Genomic DNA, 15,397 nt, shown 5'->3' with positions numbered 1-15,397 from the left:
GGCGCGGCGCTAGTCGTTCTGCGGGAAGCCGAGGTTGATGCCGCCGTGGCTGGGATCCAGCCAGCGCTTGGTCACGACCTTGTTGCGGGTGAAGAACTTGAAGCCCTCCGGACCGTAGGCGTGCTGGTCACCAAACAGTGAGGCCTTCCAGCCGCCGAAGGAGTGGTAGCCCACCGGCACCGGGATCGGGACGTTGACCCCGACCATGCCCACCTGGATCTGGTTTTCAAAGCGGCGGGCCGCGCCGCCGTCGTTGGTGAAGATCGCGGTGCCGTTGCCGTACTTCGAGGCGTTGATCAGCTCGATGCCGTCGTTGAAGCTTTCCACGCGCACCACCGAGAGCACCGGGCCGAAGATCTCATCGGTGTAGATGGACATGTCGGTGCCGACCTTGTCGAACAGGGTCGGGTGCAGGAAGAAGCCCTCACCGTCCGCGTCGGTGGAACCCTCTCGTCCGTCCAGGACCAGTTCGGCCCCGGCGGCCACGCCGGCATCGATGTACCCGGCGACCTTGTCGCGGTGTTCCCCGGTGATCAGCGGGCCCATGTCGCAGCCGCGGGTGCCGTCACCCACGCGCAGCTTCTTGGAGCGTTCGGCGATCTTGGCCACCAGCTCATCGGCGATCGGCTCCAGGGCCACGACCACGGAGATGGCCATGCAGCGCTCGCCGGCGGCACCATAGCCGGCGTTCACGGCCATGTCGGCCGCCAGGTCCAGGTCGGCGTCGGGCAGCACCAGCATGTGGTTCTTCGCCCCGCCGAAGGCCTGGACCCGCTTGCCGTGGGCGGTGCCGGTCGAGTAGACGTACTGGGCGATCGGGGTGGAGCCAACGAAGGAGACCGAGGCGATGCGCTCGTCGGTGAGCAGGGTGTCCACCGCCTCCTTGTCCCCGTGCACCACGTTCAGCACGCCTTCGGGCAGCCCGGCCTCGGCGAACAGCTCGGCCAGCCAGTTCGCTGCGGTCGGGTCCTTCTCGGAGGGCTTGAGGACCACGGCGTTGCCGGCGGCGATGGCCACCGGGAAGAACCACAGCGGCACCATGGCCGGGAAGTTGAACGGGGAGATGATCGCCGAGACGCCCACGGGCTGGCGCAGCGACTGCACGTCCACCCCGGTGGAGGCGTTTTCCGAGTATTCGCCCTTGAGCAGGTAGGGGGCGTTGCAGGCCAGCTCGACCACCTCCATGCCGCGGGCCACTTCGCCCAGCGCGTCATCCAGCACCTTGCCGTGCTCGGCGGTGATGATGGCGGCCAGTTCGCCCTTGCGCTCGGCCAGCAGCTCGCGGAAGCGGAACATGATGGCGGTGCGCCGGGCCAGGGAGGTGTCGCGCCACTTCGGGAAGGCGGTGGCCGCGGCGGCGATGGCGGCCTCGGTGGTGGCCTTCGAGGCCAGGGCGACCTCGCGGGCGACCTCGCCGGTGGCCGGGTTGTAGACCTTGCCGGTGCGGCTCTGGCCCTCACCGGAGAAGGCGGCGTTGTTGACCCAGTGCTGCAGGGTTTCGGTCATGGTGGTGGTCATCGAGGTGGTCCTTTCCGGGACGTTCGGGTGCTCTTGAAAACATCATGGGCCAAAAATATGACGAACCACACAGACAACGTGTCATGATTTACCTGTAGTAGTTATCGAACTGTAAAGGCTGGCCGTGGGTGAACTGACAATGGCGCAGGTACTGGACCTGGAGGTGGTGCGCGCCGCGGAGCCGGTGGTCTACGGGAGCAACCAGGATCTGCACCGCCCGGTGCGCTGGGTGCACGTCACCGAATCCCCGGACAACGCCGGGCTGCTCGAAGGCGGGGAACTGGTGCTCAGCACGCTGCGCAACGTGGAACCCAGCCCACGGCGGCTGCGTGAATTCCTCGACGAGCTGCAGCGGGCCGGGGCGGCCGGGGTGCTGATCGAGTACTACTCGGCCGAGCCGGAGGCGTGCCGGGGGTTGTTTGAACAGGCCACGGCCGGACACCGGCTGCCGGTGATCTGGCTGCGCCGGCGGGTGCGGTTCGTGCAGATTACCGAGGTGATCCACAAGCTGCTGGTGGCCGAGCAGTTGCGCGTGGTCGAGTTCTCCCGGCACGTGCATGAGATCTTCACCGAGCTCTCGCTGAGCGAAGCCGATGAACACATGATCGTGGAGCGCACCGCCGAACTGCTGCAGGCCCCGGTGGTGCTCGAAGACGTCCGCCACCGGGTGCTCGCGCACGCCGGGGCAGGGCAGGGGGCCGCCTCGGTGCTGGAGCACTGGATCAGCCGCTCGCGGTTCGTGGCCTACGCCGAATCCACCGGGCGCAGCCACGGGGCCGAGGACTGGCTGCAGACCCCGGTCGGTGCGGTCAAGAGCCGTTGGGGCCGGCTGGTGGTGCCGGCCCGGCTGGAGGATGAAGCCAATGCCGCCCTGGTGCTCGAACGCGCCGGGCAGACGCTGACCATTGCCCGGCTCTCCGGGCGCGACCAGCGCGAACTGCTCTACCAGGCGCGCACCTCACTGCTGCACGAACTGCTGCAGCACCATTCGCTCTCCGCCGGGGAGGTGCAGGTGCGCGCCGAGGCGCTGGGGTTGGACGCGGCCGCGCACTACGTGCCGGTCGCCGTCGGGCTGATGCTGCCGGCCGGGCAGAGCCCCACGAGCATGCAGCTGCGCGAACGCGAGGTGCTGGAGGTCATGGACCAGGTGGCCGAGACCATGCGCCTGGGCGTGCTGGCCGGCTCCCTGCGCTCCGGGGTGCTCGGGGCGGTGCTGCCGGTGGCGGCCCGGGAACTGGTCGAGGGAACCTTGCAGCGCTTCTCCCGGGAGCTGGGCGAAAGCCTGAGCCTGACGGTGGCGGTGGGCGTGGGGGCCGAGGCGACCGGCATTTCCCAGTGCGCCAAGAACCTGGAGGATGCCGCGCAGGTGGCCGAGATCGTGCCGAACCTGCCCACCCGCGCCCAGCCCTACTACCGGTTCGCGGACCTGCGCCTGCGCGGGGTGCTGGCGGCCATGGGCCAGGACGCCAGGATGCGCAGCTTCGCCCACACCGAGCTTTCCGGGGTGCTGCAGCCCCTGGACGCGGAGGGGCTGGAACTGCTCGAGCTCTACCTGCGCCACGGCGGGAACAAGTCCGCGCTGGCCAAGGCCGGATACCTCTCACGCCCCACCCTCTACGCCCGGCTGGCCAAGCTGGAGGACAAGCTGGGGCTATCGCTGGAAAGCGCCGAATCCCGGGCCAGCCTGCAGGTGGCACTGATGTGGTACCGGCTGCACGGCTAGCTCCCGGCGCCGCTTGGTCCTAGCCGTTGGCGTCGGCGGTGGGTTCCGCCTGGCCCGCATCGGGCCCGTAGAGCCGTCGGGCATCGGGCCGCTGCTGCTGGGACCAGTCCGCGATCCATGGCCCGGTGCCGGCGGAGACGTCATGCACGCCCTCCTCCAGCCAGCTGAAGTCACCGTCCAGCAGCCGCTGGGCCAGCTTGTCATCGGTTTGCGTCGTGTTCTGCCACAGGCGCTCGAAATGTTCCTCGCAGCGCAGCGTCGCCTGCTCGCAGAATGCCTCCGCCAGGGCCAGCGCCGCATCGTGTCGGCCGTCCTGGGCCTCCTGCAGGGCGTGGGTCTTGGAGATTACCGCCGCCATGGCGAACAGTTCGGCGCCAATGTCCACGATGTGCCCCAAAAAATTCTGCTGGCGTTCCATGGCCGCCTGCCAGCGGGCCATGCCCGCAAACGTTTGGCGGGCAATGCGCCGCGAGGCGCGTTCCACATAGCGCAGGTGCCGGGCCAGCGGACCGTGTCCCGAATAGGCGGTGGGCAGGTTCCCGGAGCCCAGCGCCAGCTGGGGCAGCCATTTGGCGTAGAACCCCGAGGCCCCCAGCGCGGCCTTCGCCTTCTGCTCCATGCTCGAATCCGCCCGGGCCAGGTCCCCGGCGGCCTGCAGGTGCGCGTCCACTGCCTCACGGGCAATGAGCAGGTGCATGATCTCGGTGGAGCCCTCGAAGATCCGGTTGATTCGCAGGTCCCGCACCAGCTGTTCCACCGGCACCGCGCGCTCGCCGCGCTCGGCCAGGGATGCGGCCGTCTCGTAACCGCGTCCGCCGCGGATCTGCAGCAGCTCGTCGGCAATCTTGCAGGAAACCTCCGAACTGTAGAGCTTGGCCAGCGCCGCCTCGATGCGCACGTCCTTCATCCCGGCATCGGCCAGTGAGGCGGAAAGTTCAAAGACCGCCTCCAGGGCGTAGGTGCTGGCGGCGATGTAGGACAGCTTGGAGGCCACCGCCTGGTGCCGGCCGATCGGGTGGCCCCACTGCACGCGGGCCGCGGACCACTCCCGGGCAATCTTGGTTGCCCACTTTCCGGCCCCGGCGCACATGGCCGGAATGGAAAGCCGGCCGGTGTTCAGCGTGCTCAACGCGATCTTCAGCCCGCTGCCCTCCTTGCCCAACCGGTTGGCCACCGGCACCTTGACCCCGTGGAATCGGGTGACCCCGTTCTCAATTCCGCGTAGACCCATGAAGGCGTTGCGGTTCTCCACGGTGATTCCGGCGCTGTCCGCCTCCACCACGAACGCGGTGATCCCGCCGCGGCCAGCCGGCTGGGAGCCGGTGGCCTCATGCGGGGCGACGGCGGCCATGACCACCAGCAGCTCGGCCACCACCCCGTTGGTGGTCCACAGCTTCGCGCCGTCCAGGATGTAGTGCTCCCCGTCCTCGCTGAGCCGGGCCTTGGTGCCCAGGCGGGCCGGGTCGGAGCCGACGTCATTCTCGGTCAGCAGAAAGGCGCTGATCGCCCCGGCGGCGCAACGCGGCAGGTAGGTGCGCTTCTGCTGCTCGGTGCCAAAGCTCTTGACCGGTTCGGGCACCCCGATGGACTGGTGGGCCGAGAGCAGCGCCCCGATAGCGGGGGAGACCGAGCCGATGCGCATCAGCGCCCGGCCGTAGTCCAGCAGGCTCAGGCCCAGTCCGCCGTATTCGGTGGGGATCTTCATCCCGAACGCTCCGATGCCGCGCAGCTCGGCAATGGTTTCATCCGGGATGCGGGCCTCGGCCTCGAGGCGGGCCGCATCGATGTTCTGCACCAGGGCATCGAGCCGGGAGAGGAAGTGGGCGCCGCGTGCGGCGGCGTCCGGGTCGGGTTGCGGGAACGGGTCGATGAGGGAGAAATCGGCATCCCCCATGTACAGGCCCTTGGCGAAACTGGGCCGCTGCCAGTCCTGTTCACGGGAGGCTTCGGCGACTTCCCGGGAGCGGGCCGCGTCGACGTGGTTCAATCCGGCTTGTTGGTTCATGGCAGATCCTTAGTACCAGCGCGCAATCTGCCGGCGGCAGACTGCCAGACCGATGAGGTGCCCCAAGCCTAGCGCCGAACCGGCCCCTGGGGTAGGGGTAGGCGCCGACCCGGGACCCAACAACCCAAGGCCGAATGCAGCCCGGCGGGCCGCTCCAGCAGTGGAGCGGCCCGCCGGGGTTGGGGTCCAGGACCCTAGATCTTGCTGGAGGCCTCGGCCAGGACCGAACGCAGCGTGGATTCGATGTAGTCGAATTCGCTTTGGCCGATGGTGATCGGCGGGGCCAGCTGGATCACTGGGTCGCCGCGGTCATCGGCGCGGCAGTACAGGCCGGCCTCCCACAGCGCCGGGGTCAGGTACTGGCGCAGCAGCCGCTCGGATTCCTCGTCGTTGAAGGTCTCCTTGGTGCTCTTGTCCTTGACCAGCTCGATCCCGTAGAAGTAACCGGCCCCGCGCACGTCGCCGACGATGTCCAGATCGGTGAGCTTGGAGAGGGTTTCCTTGAACTTCTCCGCGTTGTTCTTCACGTTCTCGTTCAGCGATTCGCGTTCAAAGATGTCCAGGTTCGCCATCGCCACCGCGGCCGCCACCGGGTGACCGCCGAAGGTGTAGCCGTGGTAGAAGGTGGTGTCGCCCTTGGTGAACGGCTCGAACAACCGATCCGAGGCGATCATGACGCCCAGCGGGACGTAGCCGCTGGTCAGCGCCTTGGCGCTGGTGATGATGTCCGGGACGTAGCCAAAATCGTTGCACGCGAACATGGAGCCGATGCGGCCGAAGGCGCAGATGGTTTCATCCGAGACCAGCAGCACGTCGTACTCGTCGCAGATTTCACGCACGCGTTCGAAGTAGCCCGGGGGAGGCGGGAAGCAGCCCCCGGAGTTCTGCACCGGCTCCAGGAACACGGCGGCAACCGAATCGGGGCCTTCGAACTCGATGGCCTCGCGGATCCGTTCGGCGGCCCACAACCCGAAGTCCTTTTCATTGTCGGCAAACATTTCCGGGGCGCGGTAGAAGTTCGTGTTCGGTACCCGGAAGGTGCCGGGCACCAGCGGCTCGAACGGGGTCTTCATGTCCGGCAGCGAGGTGATGGCCAGCGCCCCCTGCGGGGTGCCGTGGTAGGCCAGGGCACGGGAAATCACCTTTGTCTTGCCCGGCTTGCCCTTCATCTTGAAGTGCTGTTTGGCCAGCTTGAACGCGGATTCGACCGCTTCACCGCCGCCGGTGGTGAAGAAGACGCGGTTCAGGTCGCCCGGAGCGTAGCCGGCCAGGCGCTCGGCCAGGTCAATGGCTGGTTCGTGGGCGTAGGACCACAGCGGCATGAAGGCCAGCTTTTCGGCCTGCTTGGCCATGACCTCGGCCAGTTCCGTGCGGCCGTGTCCGGCGTTGACCACGAACAGGCCCGAGAGCCCGTCAAAGTATTCCTTGCCCGCATCGTCGTAGATGTTGTGGCCTTCGCCCCGGGTAATGACCGGGACGGTGCCCCCGGAGGCCAGGTGTGAATGGCGGGCCATGTGCATCCACAGGTGGTCGCGGGCGGCTTGTTGGCGGTCTGTGCCGCGTGGAGTTGTGCTCATCTCGTTCCCCAGTTGTATTCCTGTTTCTTTAGTGAGAGGTACATGAAGGTGGTGGTGCTTTTGACCCCTTCGATGCCCCTGATGTTGGCGACGACGCGAAGCAGGTCCTCGTCGTTGGCGCAGATGACTTCCGCCAGAATGTCCGATGGACCGGCGGTGACCACGCAGTAGTCGACCTCGGGCAGGGCCGCGATGCGATCCGCTGTGGTGTTGATGTCTTGGGAGGCGACGATGCCGATCATGGCCTGGCGGGTGAAGCCCAGTTCCAGCGGGTCGGTGACCGCCACGATCTGCATCACGCGGCTTTCGACCAGTTTTTGTACCCGCTGCCGGACAGCGGCTTCACTCAGGCCCACGGCCTTGCCGATAGCCGCATAGGAGCGACGCCCGTCCTCCTGCAGCTGCTCGATGATCTCCTTGGAGATTTCGTCAATTGCGTGGGGGGTACTTCCGTTGTGCGGCACCGTCATTAAATATCGACCTCCCCGGTCATTGCTGGAAGCGCCGTTGCCACCCGGCCGCGGCACTGAGGTGTAATCCCGACCATACAGCGACTAAATCAGTTGCGGAAGGGCTATGGAGAAAATGATTTCGTTGCACCCTTTCGGACGAGTAAAGGATTCTTTCGTTTGGCTCTTGTTTCGCGCCGGAAATGCTGAAAGGATAAGCGGCACCAACGACTGTGGTGCACGCCACAGTTTCCCGTGGACCTTGCTGATGAAGGGAAGCCCATGTCTCACTCGCAAAGACGACTGCCTGAAGATCCACAGATCAGGGCGCTGGCCCAGGCCCTGGCCGCCCGCTCCATGTCCCGCCGTTCGGTGCTGGGGGCCGCCGGCGCGTTGGGACTCACCGGTCTGCTGGCAGCCTGCGGCACCAGCGGCACCGGAGGGGGAACCTCGGCGGCGCCGGTGGACGTCACCGATCTGTCCGACTCCGAAAAGGTCGTGAACTGGGCCAACTGGACGCTGTACCTGGACTACGACGACAAGACCAAGAAGTATCCCACCCTGCAGCAGTTCACCAAGGACACCGGCATCAAGGTGAACTACTCCGAGGACATCGACGGCAACGACACCTACTACGGCAAGGTGCAGGGCCAGCTGGCCGCGGGCCAGGACATTGGCCAGGACATCTTCACCCTCACCGACTGGATGAGCGCCCGGCTGATCCGCCAGGGCTACACCCAGGAACTGGATCACGGCAACATCCCTAACATCTCCAACCTGCTGCCCAACCTGCAGGAGGTGGACTTTGACCCCGGACGCAAGCACTCACTGACCTGGCAGTCCGGCTACGCCGGCATCGCCTGGAACAAGAAGCGTTTCCCCAAGGGCCTGAAAACCGTTGCCGACCTGTGGCAGCCGGAGCTGAAGGGCCGGATCACCGTGTTGGATGAAATGCGCGACACCATGGGACTGCTGATGCTCGACAACGGCGTGGACATCTCGGGGCAGTGGGGCGAATCGGAGTTCGGTACCGCCCTGGATACCCTGCGCCAGAACATTTCCAACGGCCAGATCCGCCAGGTCAAGGGCAACGCGTACAAGGAGGACTTCATCTCCGGGGATGCGATTGCCGGGATCGTGTGGTCCGGGGACATCGTGCAGATGAACTTCGAGAACGACGACCAGTGGGAGTTCGTGCTGCCCGAAGCCGGCGGCACCCTGTGGAGCGACAACATGATGGTGCCCATTGCCGCACCCCACAAGGCCAATGCCGAGAAGTTGATGAACTTCTACTACGAACCGCAGGTGGCCGCCGAGGTTGCGGCGTACGTGAACTTCATTTCCCCGGTTGTGGGGGCCCGCGAAGCCATGCAGTCCATTGACCCGGAACTGGTGGACAACCCGCTGATCTTCCCCACTGAGGAAGACCTCAACCGTGCCTTCGCCTTCCGGTCTTTGGAGCCGGAGGAGGAAACCAGCTTCAGTTCCGAATTCCAAAGTGCCATCGGGGCTTAAGAAGCCGAGGGGAGCAGATTCGTAATGTCTCGTGCACAACACCAGGCAGGGCAGCGGCGCGCGCTTTCCCGGGCGATTGCCGAAGCACAGATGACCCGGCGCGGGGTGCTGGGCGGTGCGGCAGGCCTGGCCCTGGCCGGGCTGCTGGCGGCCTGCGGCACCGGGGGAACGGGCAAGACCACCACCGCTCCCACCGCCGCCGCCGACCTCTCCGACGCGGAGCAACGGCTGGGATGGGCGAACTGGACGCTGTACCTGGACTACGACGACCAGTCCAAGACGTACCCGACACTGGAGAAATTCATCAAGCAGTCCGGGATCGATGTGCAGTACTCCGAGGACATCGACTCCAATGACTCGTATTACGGGAAAATCCAGGGACAGCTGGCGGCCGGGCAGGACATCGGACAGGACCTGATCACCCTCACCGACTGGATGAGCGAACGGCTGATCCGCATGGGGTACGCCCAGGCGCTGGACCACGCCAACATCCCCAACCTGGCCAACCTGCTGCCGGATTTGAAGGACGTGCGCTTTGACCCGGGCCGGAAATTCTCACTGACCTGGCAATCCGGCTACACGGGCCTGGCCTGGAACAAGAAGGCCTTCCCCAAGGGGCTGCGCAACGTCGAGGACTTGTGGGATCCGGCGCTCAAGGGACGGGTGACGGTGCTGGACGAAATGCGCGACACCGTGCCCATGCTGCTGCTGGACCAGGGCGTGGACATCGCCGGCAACTGGGGTCAGGACGAATACTCCTCGGCCCTGGAAGTTCTCGAACGCAACATCGCCAACGGGCAGATCCGGCAGGTCAAGGGCAACTCGTACAAACAGGACTTCGTCTCCGGGGACGCCCTGGCCGGGATCGTGTATTCCGGGGACATCACCCAGCTGAACTTCGAGGAGGGGGACCAGTGGGAGTTCATCATGCCCGAGCGGCGGGGGCTGATCTGGTCCGACAACTTCATGGTGCCCATCGGGGCCCGGCACAAGGCCAACGCCGAGAAGCTCATGGACTTCTACTACGACCCGGTCGTCGCCGCGGAGGTGGCCGCATACGTGAACTACCTCTGTCCGGTGGTCGGCGCCCAGCAGGAAATGGCCAAGATCGACCCGGAACTGGTCGAGGACCCGCTGATCTTCCCGGATCAGGAGTTCCTGGCCAAGGCCACCACCGAACGTGAACTGTCGGTTGAGGAAGAAACCGAACTGCAGAACCAATTCCAAGCAGTCATTGGGGTATAGGACGAAATGAACACTCAAATTCGCAGCCGGGAATCGGCCAAGACCCGCACCAACACCAGCGAAGGCGCGGATCTGCACCTGCGCAGCATCTCCAAGCGCTTCGCGGAATTCATTGCCGTAGACCAGCTGGACCTGACGGTGCCCTCGGGCACCTTCTTCGCCCTGCTCGGCCCCTCGGGCTGCGGCAAGTCCACCACCCTGCGGATGATCGCCGGACTGGAGGCCCCCAGCGTGGGCAGCATCTCCATCGGCGGCCAGGACGTCACCCAGCTGCCCAGCCACCAGCGGCCGGTGAACACGGTGTTCCAGCCCTATGCCCTGTTCCCGCACATGAGCGTGCTGGAAAACGTGGCGTTCGGGCTCAAGCGCAAGAAGGACCGCGAAGCGATGCCCAAGGCGAAAGCCGCCCTGGAGCTGGTGGAGCTCGGGCACCTGGCCGCCAGAAAACCCGCCCAGCTCTCCGGCGGCCAGCAGCAGCGCGTGGCCCTGGCCCGTGCCCTGGTCAACCGTCCCCAGGTGCTGCTGCTCGACGAGCCGCTCGGCGCCCTGGACATGAAGCTACGCCGCCAGATGCAGCTGGAGTTGAAGAACATCCAAACCGAGGTGGGACTCACGTTCATCCACGTGACCCACGACCAGGAGGAGGCCATGACCATGGCCGACGTGGTCGCGGTCATGAACGAGGGACGCATCGAGCAGATGGGCCCACCCCGCGAACTCTACGACCTGCCGCGCACCGCCTTCGTCGCCAACTTCCTGGGCAAGTCCAACCTGATGCGCGGCGAGGTCACCGGCGGCGAGGCCGGCATGCTGCGCGTGGATGTCGCAGGCAACCAGGTCCTGCTGCCGGCCGAACGCGCCGTCTCCGCCCAGGGACAGATCATGGTTGGGGTGCGCCCGGAAAAAATGCACATCGCCGCCACCCCGGATGCGGTGGAACCGGGGGCGAACCTGCTCAGCGGCACCATCAAGGACGCCTCGTTCACCGGCACCACCACCGAGTACCTGGTGCAGGTGGAGGGGATCGGCCTGCTGGGCACCTTCTCGCAGAACCGCGGGCAGCAGCCCGGGGACGTGGGGGAACGCGTCTACCTCTCCTGGGACCCGGTGCACACCTTCGGACTGGAGGGCAGCGAAAATGCGGCCGCGGGGGTGGAGGAGTCATGAGCACCCCGGTGATGACCAAGCGCGGAAAGATCGCGGACCTGCGCAGCAAGGAGGAGATCAAGGCCGAACGCAAGAAGGGGCGCACCGGCCTGTACCTGGTGCTGCCCGGCATCATCGGGCTGCTGCTGTTCTTCGCGCTGCCGGTGCTGGTGCTGCTGTCGATGTCGCTGTACACCCGCCCACCGGGCGCGGAAATCGGGGAATTCGTCCCCTCCTTCCAGATCAGCAACTACGCCACGGTGCTGTCGGCGTACTGGCCCGAGCTGCTGCGCTCCTTCTGGTTCGCACTGATCGCCACGGTGCTGGCACTGCTGATCGGCTACCCGATGGCGTACCTGGTGGCGGTGCGCCTGCGCAACCACGGGCTGCTCAAGGGCATCCTGCTGGTGCTGCTGATCGCCCCCTTCTTCTCCAGCTTCATCCTGCGCACCCAGGCCTGGAAACAGATCCTGGCCGATGAGGGATTCGTCGCCCAGAGCCTGAAGGCGCTGGCGCTGCTGCCGCCCGACGGGCACCTGACCGCGACACCCTTCGCCGTCGTGGCGGGGCTGACCTACAACTTCCTGCCGTTCATGGTGCTGCCGATCTATGCCAACCTGGATCGCCTGGACACCCGGCTGCTGGAGGCCTCCGGGGACCTGTACGCCAGCCCGGCGACCACCTTCCGCAAGGTCACCCTGCCGTTGTCGGCGCCCGGGGTGTTCGCCGGAACCCTGCTGACGTTCATCCCGGCGGCCGGCGACTACATCAACGCCGCACTGCTGGGCAACAACCGCAACACCACGATGATCGGCCAGGTCATCGACTCCCGGTTCTTCCGGGTCATTGACTATCCGGGGGCGGCGGCACTCAGCTTCGTGCTGATGCTCTCCATCCTGATCCTGGTCATTATCTATATCCGACGTTTTGGCACCAAGGAATTGATGTAGGAGCACATGATGCGACACAAGATTGGACGTTGGATCATCCCGGCCATCGGCGGGCTGGCCTTTATCTACCTGCTGGTGCCGATCGCGTACATATTTATCTACTCCTTCAATGACGCCGGCCGCACCAACCTGGAGTGGCGCGGCTTCACCTGGGGGAACTGGCTGAACCCGTGCGGTGCCCCGGCCGTATGCCAGGCACTGGGCAATTCGCTGCAGATCGGGGTGGTCGCCACCGTGATTGCCACCGCGCTGGGAACCTGCGTCGCCCTGGGGCTGGTGCGCTACAAGTTCAGGTTCCGCAACGTCAGTGACCTGCTGATCATCCTTCCCCTGGCCACGCCGGAAGTGGTGCTCGGTGCGGCGCTGCTGGCGCAGTTCCTGAACCTGGGATGGGAACTGGGATTCACCACGATCGTGATTTCCCACGTGGTGTTCTGCATGGCCTTTGTGATTGTCACGGTGCGGGCCCGGGTCTCGGCCCTGGACCCCACACTGGAGGAGGCCGCAGCGGATCTGTACGCCAACCCGCGCACCACATTCTGGAAGGTCACCTTCCCGCTGCTGCTGCCCGGCATCATCGCCGCCGCCCTGCTGAGCTTCGCGATGAGCTTTGATGACTTCATCATCACGAACTTCAACTCGGGCAACTATGAGACCTTCCCGAAGTTCATCTACGTGGCCGCCACGCGCGGCATCCCGGCCCAGGCCAATGTCATCGGCTCGGCCATGTTCATCCTGGCCTTGCTGGTCGTGGTCATCGGGCAGGTGCTCAGCTACCGCAAACGCCGCGCCCTGGAAAAAGCGCAGTAAGCCGCCAAGTGAGGCCACCGGCCGCAGGACAGCACCCGTGCTGCGCTGCGGCCGGTGGCGGCTGCCGGGCGGGGAGCGCCGGCCACGGTGGCCTACACTTGGTTCCCGGGGCGCAACCCAGGCGGTGGAACGACAGTGAACGGGGTACGGGGCACGATGGAAGATCAGCAAGTCTGGCTCAGCGAGGAACAACGCGAGGCCTGGCTGGCCCTGAACAGCGTGATCACCCTGCTGCCCGGAGCACTGGATACCGAGCTGCAGAACCTGCAGGGCATCACCCTGTTCGACTACCACATGCTCGCGATGCTCTCCGAGGCCCCGGAACGCAACCTGACCATGACCGAGCTGGCCTCGCGCAGCAGCGCCTCGCTCTCCCGGCTGTCCCACGTGGTGAAGAAGCTTGAGGCCCGCGGCTGGGTGGTGCGCCTGCAGTCCAAGGGGGACGCGCGTGTGAAGATCGCCTCATTGACCACCAAGGGATGGGACATGCTGGTGCAGATGGCCCCGCATCATGTGGCCACGGTACGCCAACTGGTTTTCGAATCCCTCGATGACAAGGACGTTAAGGATCTGAGGCGGATTGCGCGAAAAATTGTGCAGCGTCTGGACCCCGAACACTGGATCCTGGAGCGCTCCTGAGCCGATTTGGATTGCCGCCGATTTATTGGCTATCCTAATATGGCGTTAATCGCGCGCTTCGTTGTGCCGCCATTGCGGTGGCATTGTGGGCGTGCGTAGCCCGTAATACCGAATATCGCGACCACCTGAGTACGGGGAAAATGCTCTACCGGTCACGAAGTTCACCGTCTTACATGCTTCAAGGCGCTTCGGTTGGTTCTCACCCAGCCTGGTTACCTTCATAGTGTGCAGTATTAACGGTGTTTCACTGGTTGGCGGGACTCATAACGCCTGAGTGGTATGGGCTCGTTGGCCCTTGTCACGCGCGAGTACCGTCAAATTTTACTACTACTAACTGAGGAGTGATCATGGCAGCTGTATGCCAGGTGACCGGTGCAGTTCCGAACTTCGGACACAGCATCTCCCACTCGCATCGTCGCACCAAGCGTCGTTTCGACCCGAACATCCAGAAGAAGACCTACTGGGTTCCTTCCCTGCGTCGTAAGGTGACCCTGAACGTTTCCGTTCGCGGTATGAAGCTGATCGACGTGCGCGGTATCGACGCCGTTGTTTCCGAACTGCTTGCGAAGGGTGTGAAGCTCTAAACATGGCAAAGAAGGATAAGGACGTACGTCCGATCATCAAGCTGAAGTCGACCGCCGGTACCGGATTCACTTACGTGACCCGCAAGAACCGTCGTAACAACCCGGACCGCATGGTTCTGAAGAAGTACGACCCGGTTGTCCGTAAGCACGTTGAATTCCGAGAGGAGCGCTAAGACATGGCCAAGAAGTCAAAGATCGCCAAGAACGAACAGCGCAAGGTCATCGTCGAGCGTTACGCCGAAAAGCGTCTCGAACTGAAGAAGACCCTTGTGGACCCGAACGCTTCCGACGAGGCTCGCGAAGCAGCCCGCGTGGGCCTGCAGAAGCTTCCTCGTGACGCTTCGCCGGTGCGCGTGCGCAACCGCGACTCCATCGACGGTCGCCCGCGCGGTACCTTCCAGAAGTTTGGTATCTCCCGTGTTCGCTTCCGCGACATGGCTCACCGCGGTGAGCTGCCGGGCATTACCAAGTCCTCCTGGTAAGCACCAAAGTTCAGGGATTCGTCCCCAGCAGCATGCCGCTGCGCCGACTGGCGCGGCGGCATGCTGCCGTTAACGGCCGAACTGGATCATCACGGCCGTGGCTGGTTGGTGCGCCGCTGCCACCAGCGCCGGCGGGCCGCGGGCTCGTTCGAGGGCTGCTGTGGCTTGCGGGCGGCACGACGATCCCGCCACCGGGCCACTTCTTCCTCCACGTCGCGCAACGCCGTAATCACCGGCGGACCACCCTGCAGCTGACGGCGGGCCTCAATAACGCGGCGGTTGAAATCCTTCAGATGCTCCCGCACTCCGGCCTCGCCGGGCAGCTGGTCCAGTACCTGCTCCAGGTGCTGATCCTCAACCCGCAACGTCAGGGCCGGAGGACCCAGTCCGCTGATCTGTTCGCGCTTCATCAGGCCCTTGAGCCACCAGTCCGGGTCGCTGTCGCCGGTGACATGGTCAATCCTTTGACCTGCCAGCGCCAGGTTGTCGAATTCCCCGCGAGACATGGCTTCCTCGATCGCCGAATTGGCCACCTGCCACGCCTCATCCTCGGCGTGATACTGCAGGGGAGTGCGGGGCTTGGCCTGCGGGTCGCTGCGTCCTGCCCGCCGGGCATATTCGTCCTCGGGCAACGCCTCCTCGCTGGAGCGCTGCATCTGATAGCGGGCGGCATTTAGCGACGCGTCTTCGCCGGGGCGTTTGGACTCGTTGCTCATGAATCCATCGTGTCACCGTGCCGGTCGCTGCGGCAATA

The 15,397-nt window shown here is 65.2% G+C and carries 15 protein-coding genes; 10 read left to right on the top strand and 5 right to left on the bottom strand.

Translation table 11 applies throughout. The features are described 5' to 3' along the window. Positions 1-9: 9 nt before the first annotated feature. Positions 10-1,518 (bottom strand): CoA-acylating methylmalonate-semialdehyde dehydrogenase, encoded by a 1,509-nt coding sequence (locus AC6I21_RS12085; protein WP_138176636.1) that lies wholly within the window; start codon positions 1,516-1,518, stop codon positions 10-12. Positions 1,519-1,642: 124 nt separating this feature from the next. On the opposite strand from AC6I21_RS12085, the gene AC6I21_RS12080 reads away from it, so the two are divergent. After that, positions 1,643-3,241, top strand: coding sequence for a PucR family transcriptional regulator (locus tag AC6I21_RS12080; RefSeq protein WP_138176639.1), 1,599 nt, complete (start codon positions 1,643-1,645; stop codon positions 3,239-3,241). Between the two features lie 19 nt (positions 3,242-3,260). Here AC6I21_RS12080 and AC6I21_RS12075 read toward each other — a convergent pair whose 3' ends face one another. The 3 genes from AC6I21_RS12075 to AC6I21_RS12065 all read right to left on the bottom strand — a co-directional run bounded on the left by AC6I21_RS12075 (position 3,261) and on the right by AC6I21_RS12065 (position 7,293). After that, complete coding sequence (locus tag AC6I21_RS12075) at positions 3,261-5,246, bottom strand: acyl-CoA dehydrogenase family protein (protein ID WP_497762457.1); 1,986 nt, start codon at positions 5,244-5,246, stop codon at positions 3,261-3,263. A gap of 194 nt (positions 5,247-5,440) precedes the next feature. Then, positions 5,441-6,823 carry an aspartate aminotransferase family protein gene (locus tag AC6I21_RS12070; RefSeq protein ID WP_054821243.1) on the bottom strand — a complete coding sequence of 461 codons (1,383 nt, stop codon included), beginning with the start codon at positions 6,821-6,823 and terminating at the stop codon, positions 5,441-5,443. Continuing rightward, positions 6,820-7,293, bottom strand: coding sequence for an Lrp/AsnC family transcriptional regulator (locus AC6I21_RS12065; protein WP_138176647.1), 474 nt, complete (start codon positions 7,291-7,293; stop codon positions 6,820-6,822). Before AC6I21_RS12065 ends, AC6I21_RS12070 begins: the two co-directional genes overlap by 4 nt. 261 nt (positions 7,294-7,554) lie before the next feature. On the opposite strand from AC6I21_RS12065, the gene AC6I21_RS12060 reads away from it, so the two are divergent. The 9 genes from AC6I21_RS12060 (at position 7,555) to rpsN (ending at position 14,643) form a co-directional block, all read left to right on the top strand. After that, a complete protein-coding gene (locus AC6I21_RS12060) occupies positions 7,555-8,787 on the top strand; it encodes an ABC transporter substrate-binding protein (RefSeq protein WP_138176650.1) in 1,233 nt (410 codons plus the stop codon). 24 nt (positions 8,788-8,811) lie between these two features. After that, a complete protein-coding gene (locus AC6I21_RS12055) occupies positions 8,812-10,032 on the top strand; it encodes an ABC transporter substrate-binding protein (RefSeq protein ID WP_497762456.1) in 1,221 nt (406 codons plus the stop codon). A 6-nt stretch (positions 10,033-10,038) separates the two neighbouring features. Next, positions 10,039-11,199 carry an ABC transporter ATP-binding protein gene (locus tag AC6I21_RS12050; RefSeq protein ID WP_497762455.1) on the top strand — a complete coding sequence of 387 codons (1,161 nt, stop codon included), beginning with the start codon at positions 10,039-10,041 and terminating at the stop codon, positions 11,197-11,199. Then, positions 11,196-12,128, top strand: a complete 933-nt coding sequence (locus AC6I21_RS12045) for an ABC transporter permease (protein WP_138176660.1) — start codon at positions 11,196-11,198, stop codon at positions 12,126-12,128. The genes AC6I21_RS12050 and AC6I21_RS12045 overlap by 4 nt, the downstream gene beginning before the upstream one ends. 9 nt (positions 12,129-12,137) lie before the next feature. Then, the gene (locus tag AC6I21_RS12040; RefSeq protein WP_138177556.1) at positions 12,138-12,938 is read left to right on the top strand and encodes an ABC transporter permease; all 801 of its coding nucleotides are present in this window, start codon (positions 12,138-12,140) and stop codon (positions 12,936-12,938) included. Between the two features lie 156 nt (positions 12,939-13,094). Beyond that, positions 13,095-13,577 (top strand): MarR family winged helix-turn-helix transcriptional regulator, encoded by a 483-nt coding sequence (locus AC6I21_RS12035; protein WP_054821835.1) that lies wholly within the window; start codon positions 13,095-13,097, stop codon positions 13,575-13,577. 347 nt (positions 13,578-13,924) lie between these two features. Next, on the top strand, positions 13,925-14,161 hold the full coding sequence (gene rpmB / locus AC6I21_RS12030) for a 50S ribosomal protein L28 (protein WP_054821836.1): 237 nt from the start codon (positions 13,925-13,927) through the stop codon (positions 14,159-14,161). Between the two features lie 2 nt (positions 14,162-14,163). Continuing rightward, positions 14,164-14,334 carry a 50S ribosomal protein L33 gene (rpmG, locus tag AC6I21_RS12025; protein WP_054821834.1) on the top strand — a complete coding sequence of 57 codons (171 nt, stop codon included), beginning with the start codon at positions 14,164-14,166 and terminating at the stop codon, positions 14,332-14,334. Between the two features lie 3 nt (positions 14,335-14,337). Then, positions 14,338-14,643, top strand: coding sequence for a 30S ribosomal protein S14 (gene rpsN / locus AC6I21_RS12020; RefSeq protein WP_054821833.1), 306 nt, complete (start codon positions 14,338-14,340; stop codon positions 14,641-14,643). An 89-nt stretch (positions 14,644-14,732) separates the two neighbouring features. Here the strand turns inward: rpsN and AC6I21_RS12015 are convergent, their stop codons facing one another. Next, entirely contained in the window at positions 14,733-15,359 is a 627-nt protein-coding gene (locus AC6I21_RS12015) for a DnaJ family domain-containing protein (protein WP_497762454.1), read from the bottom strand. Positions 15,360-15,397 lie beyond the last annotated feature (38 nt).

This window comes from Glutamicibacter sp. St.4D3 (assembly GCF_059728615.1).
The sequence above is the reverse complement of the archived record's forward strand: the minus strand, read 5'-3'. Positions and strand labels throughout refer to the sequence as shown.

Coding starts and splice junctions, on each gene's coding strand:
- AC6I21_RS12085 (WP_138176636.1), bottom strand. CDS start 1,518: ATGACCACCACCATGACCGAAACCCTGCAGCACTGGGTCAACAACGCC.
- AC6I21_RS12070 (WP_054821243.1), bottom strand. CDS start 6,823: ATGAGCACAACTCCACGCGGCACAGACCGCCAACAAGCCGCCCGCGAC.
- AC6I21_RS12065 (WP_138176647.1), bottom strand. CDS start 7,293: ATGACGGTGCCGCACAACGGAAGTACCCCCCACGCAATTGACGAAATC.
- AC6I21_RS12015 (WP_497762454.1), bottom strand. CDS start 15,359: ATGAGCAACGAGTCCAAACGCCCCGGCGAAGACGCGTCGCTAAATGCC.
- rpmB (WP_054821836.1), top strand. CDS start 13,925: ATGGCAGCTGTATGCCAGGTGACCGGTGCAGTTCCGAACTTCGGACAC.
- AC6I21_RS12055 (WP_497762456.1), top strand. CDS start 8,812: ATGTCTCGTGCACAACACCAGGCAGGGCAGCGGCGCGCGCTTTCCCGG.
- AC6I21_RS12050 (WP_497762455.1), top strand. CDS start 10,039: ATGAACACTCAAATTCGCAGCCGGGAATCGGCCAAGACCCGCACCAAC.
- rpsN (WP_054821833.1), top strand. CDS start 14,338: ATGGCCAAGAAGTCAAAGATCGCCAAGAACGAACAGCGCAAGGTCATC.
- AC6I21_RS12045 (WP_138176660.1), top strand. CDS start 11,196: ATGAGCACCCCGGTGATGACCAAGCGCGGAAAGATCGCGGACCTGCGC.
- AC6I21_RS12075 (WP_497762457.1), bottom strand. CDS start 5,246: ATGAACCAACAAGCCGGATTGAACCACGTCGACGCGGCCCGCTCCCGG.
- AC6I21_RS12060 (WP_138176650.1), top strand. CDS start 7,555: ATGTCTCACTCGCAAAGACGACTGCCTGAAGATCCACAGATCAGGGCG.
- AC6I21_RS12035 (WP_054821835.1), top strand. CDS start 13,095: ATGGAAGATCAGCAAGTCTGGCTCAGCGAGGAACAACGCGAGGCCTGG.
- rpmG (WP_054821834.1), top strand. CDS start 14,164: ATGGCAAAGAAGGATAAGGACGTACGTCCGATCATCAAGCTGAAGTCG.
- AC6I21_RS12040 (WP_138177556.1), top strand. CDS start 12,138: ATGCGACACAAGATTGGACGTTGGATCATCCCGGCCATCGGCGGGCTG.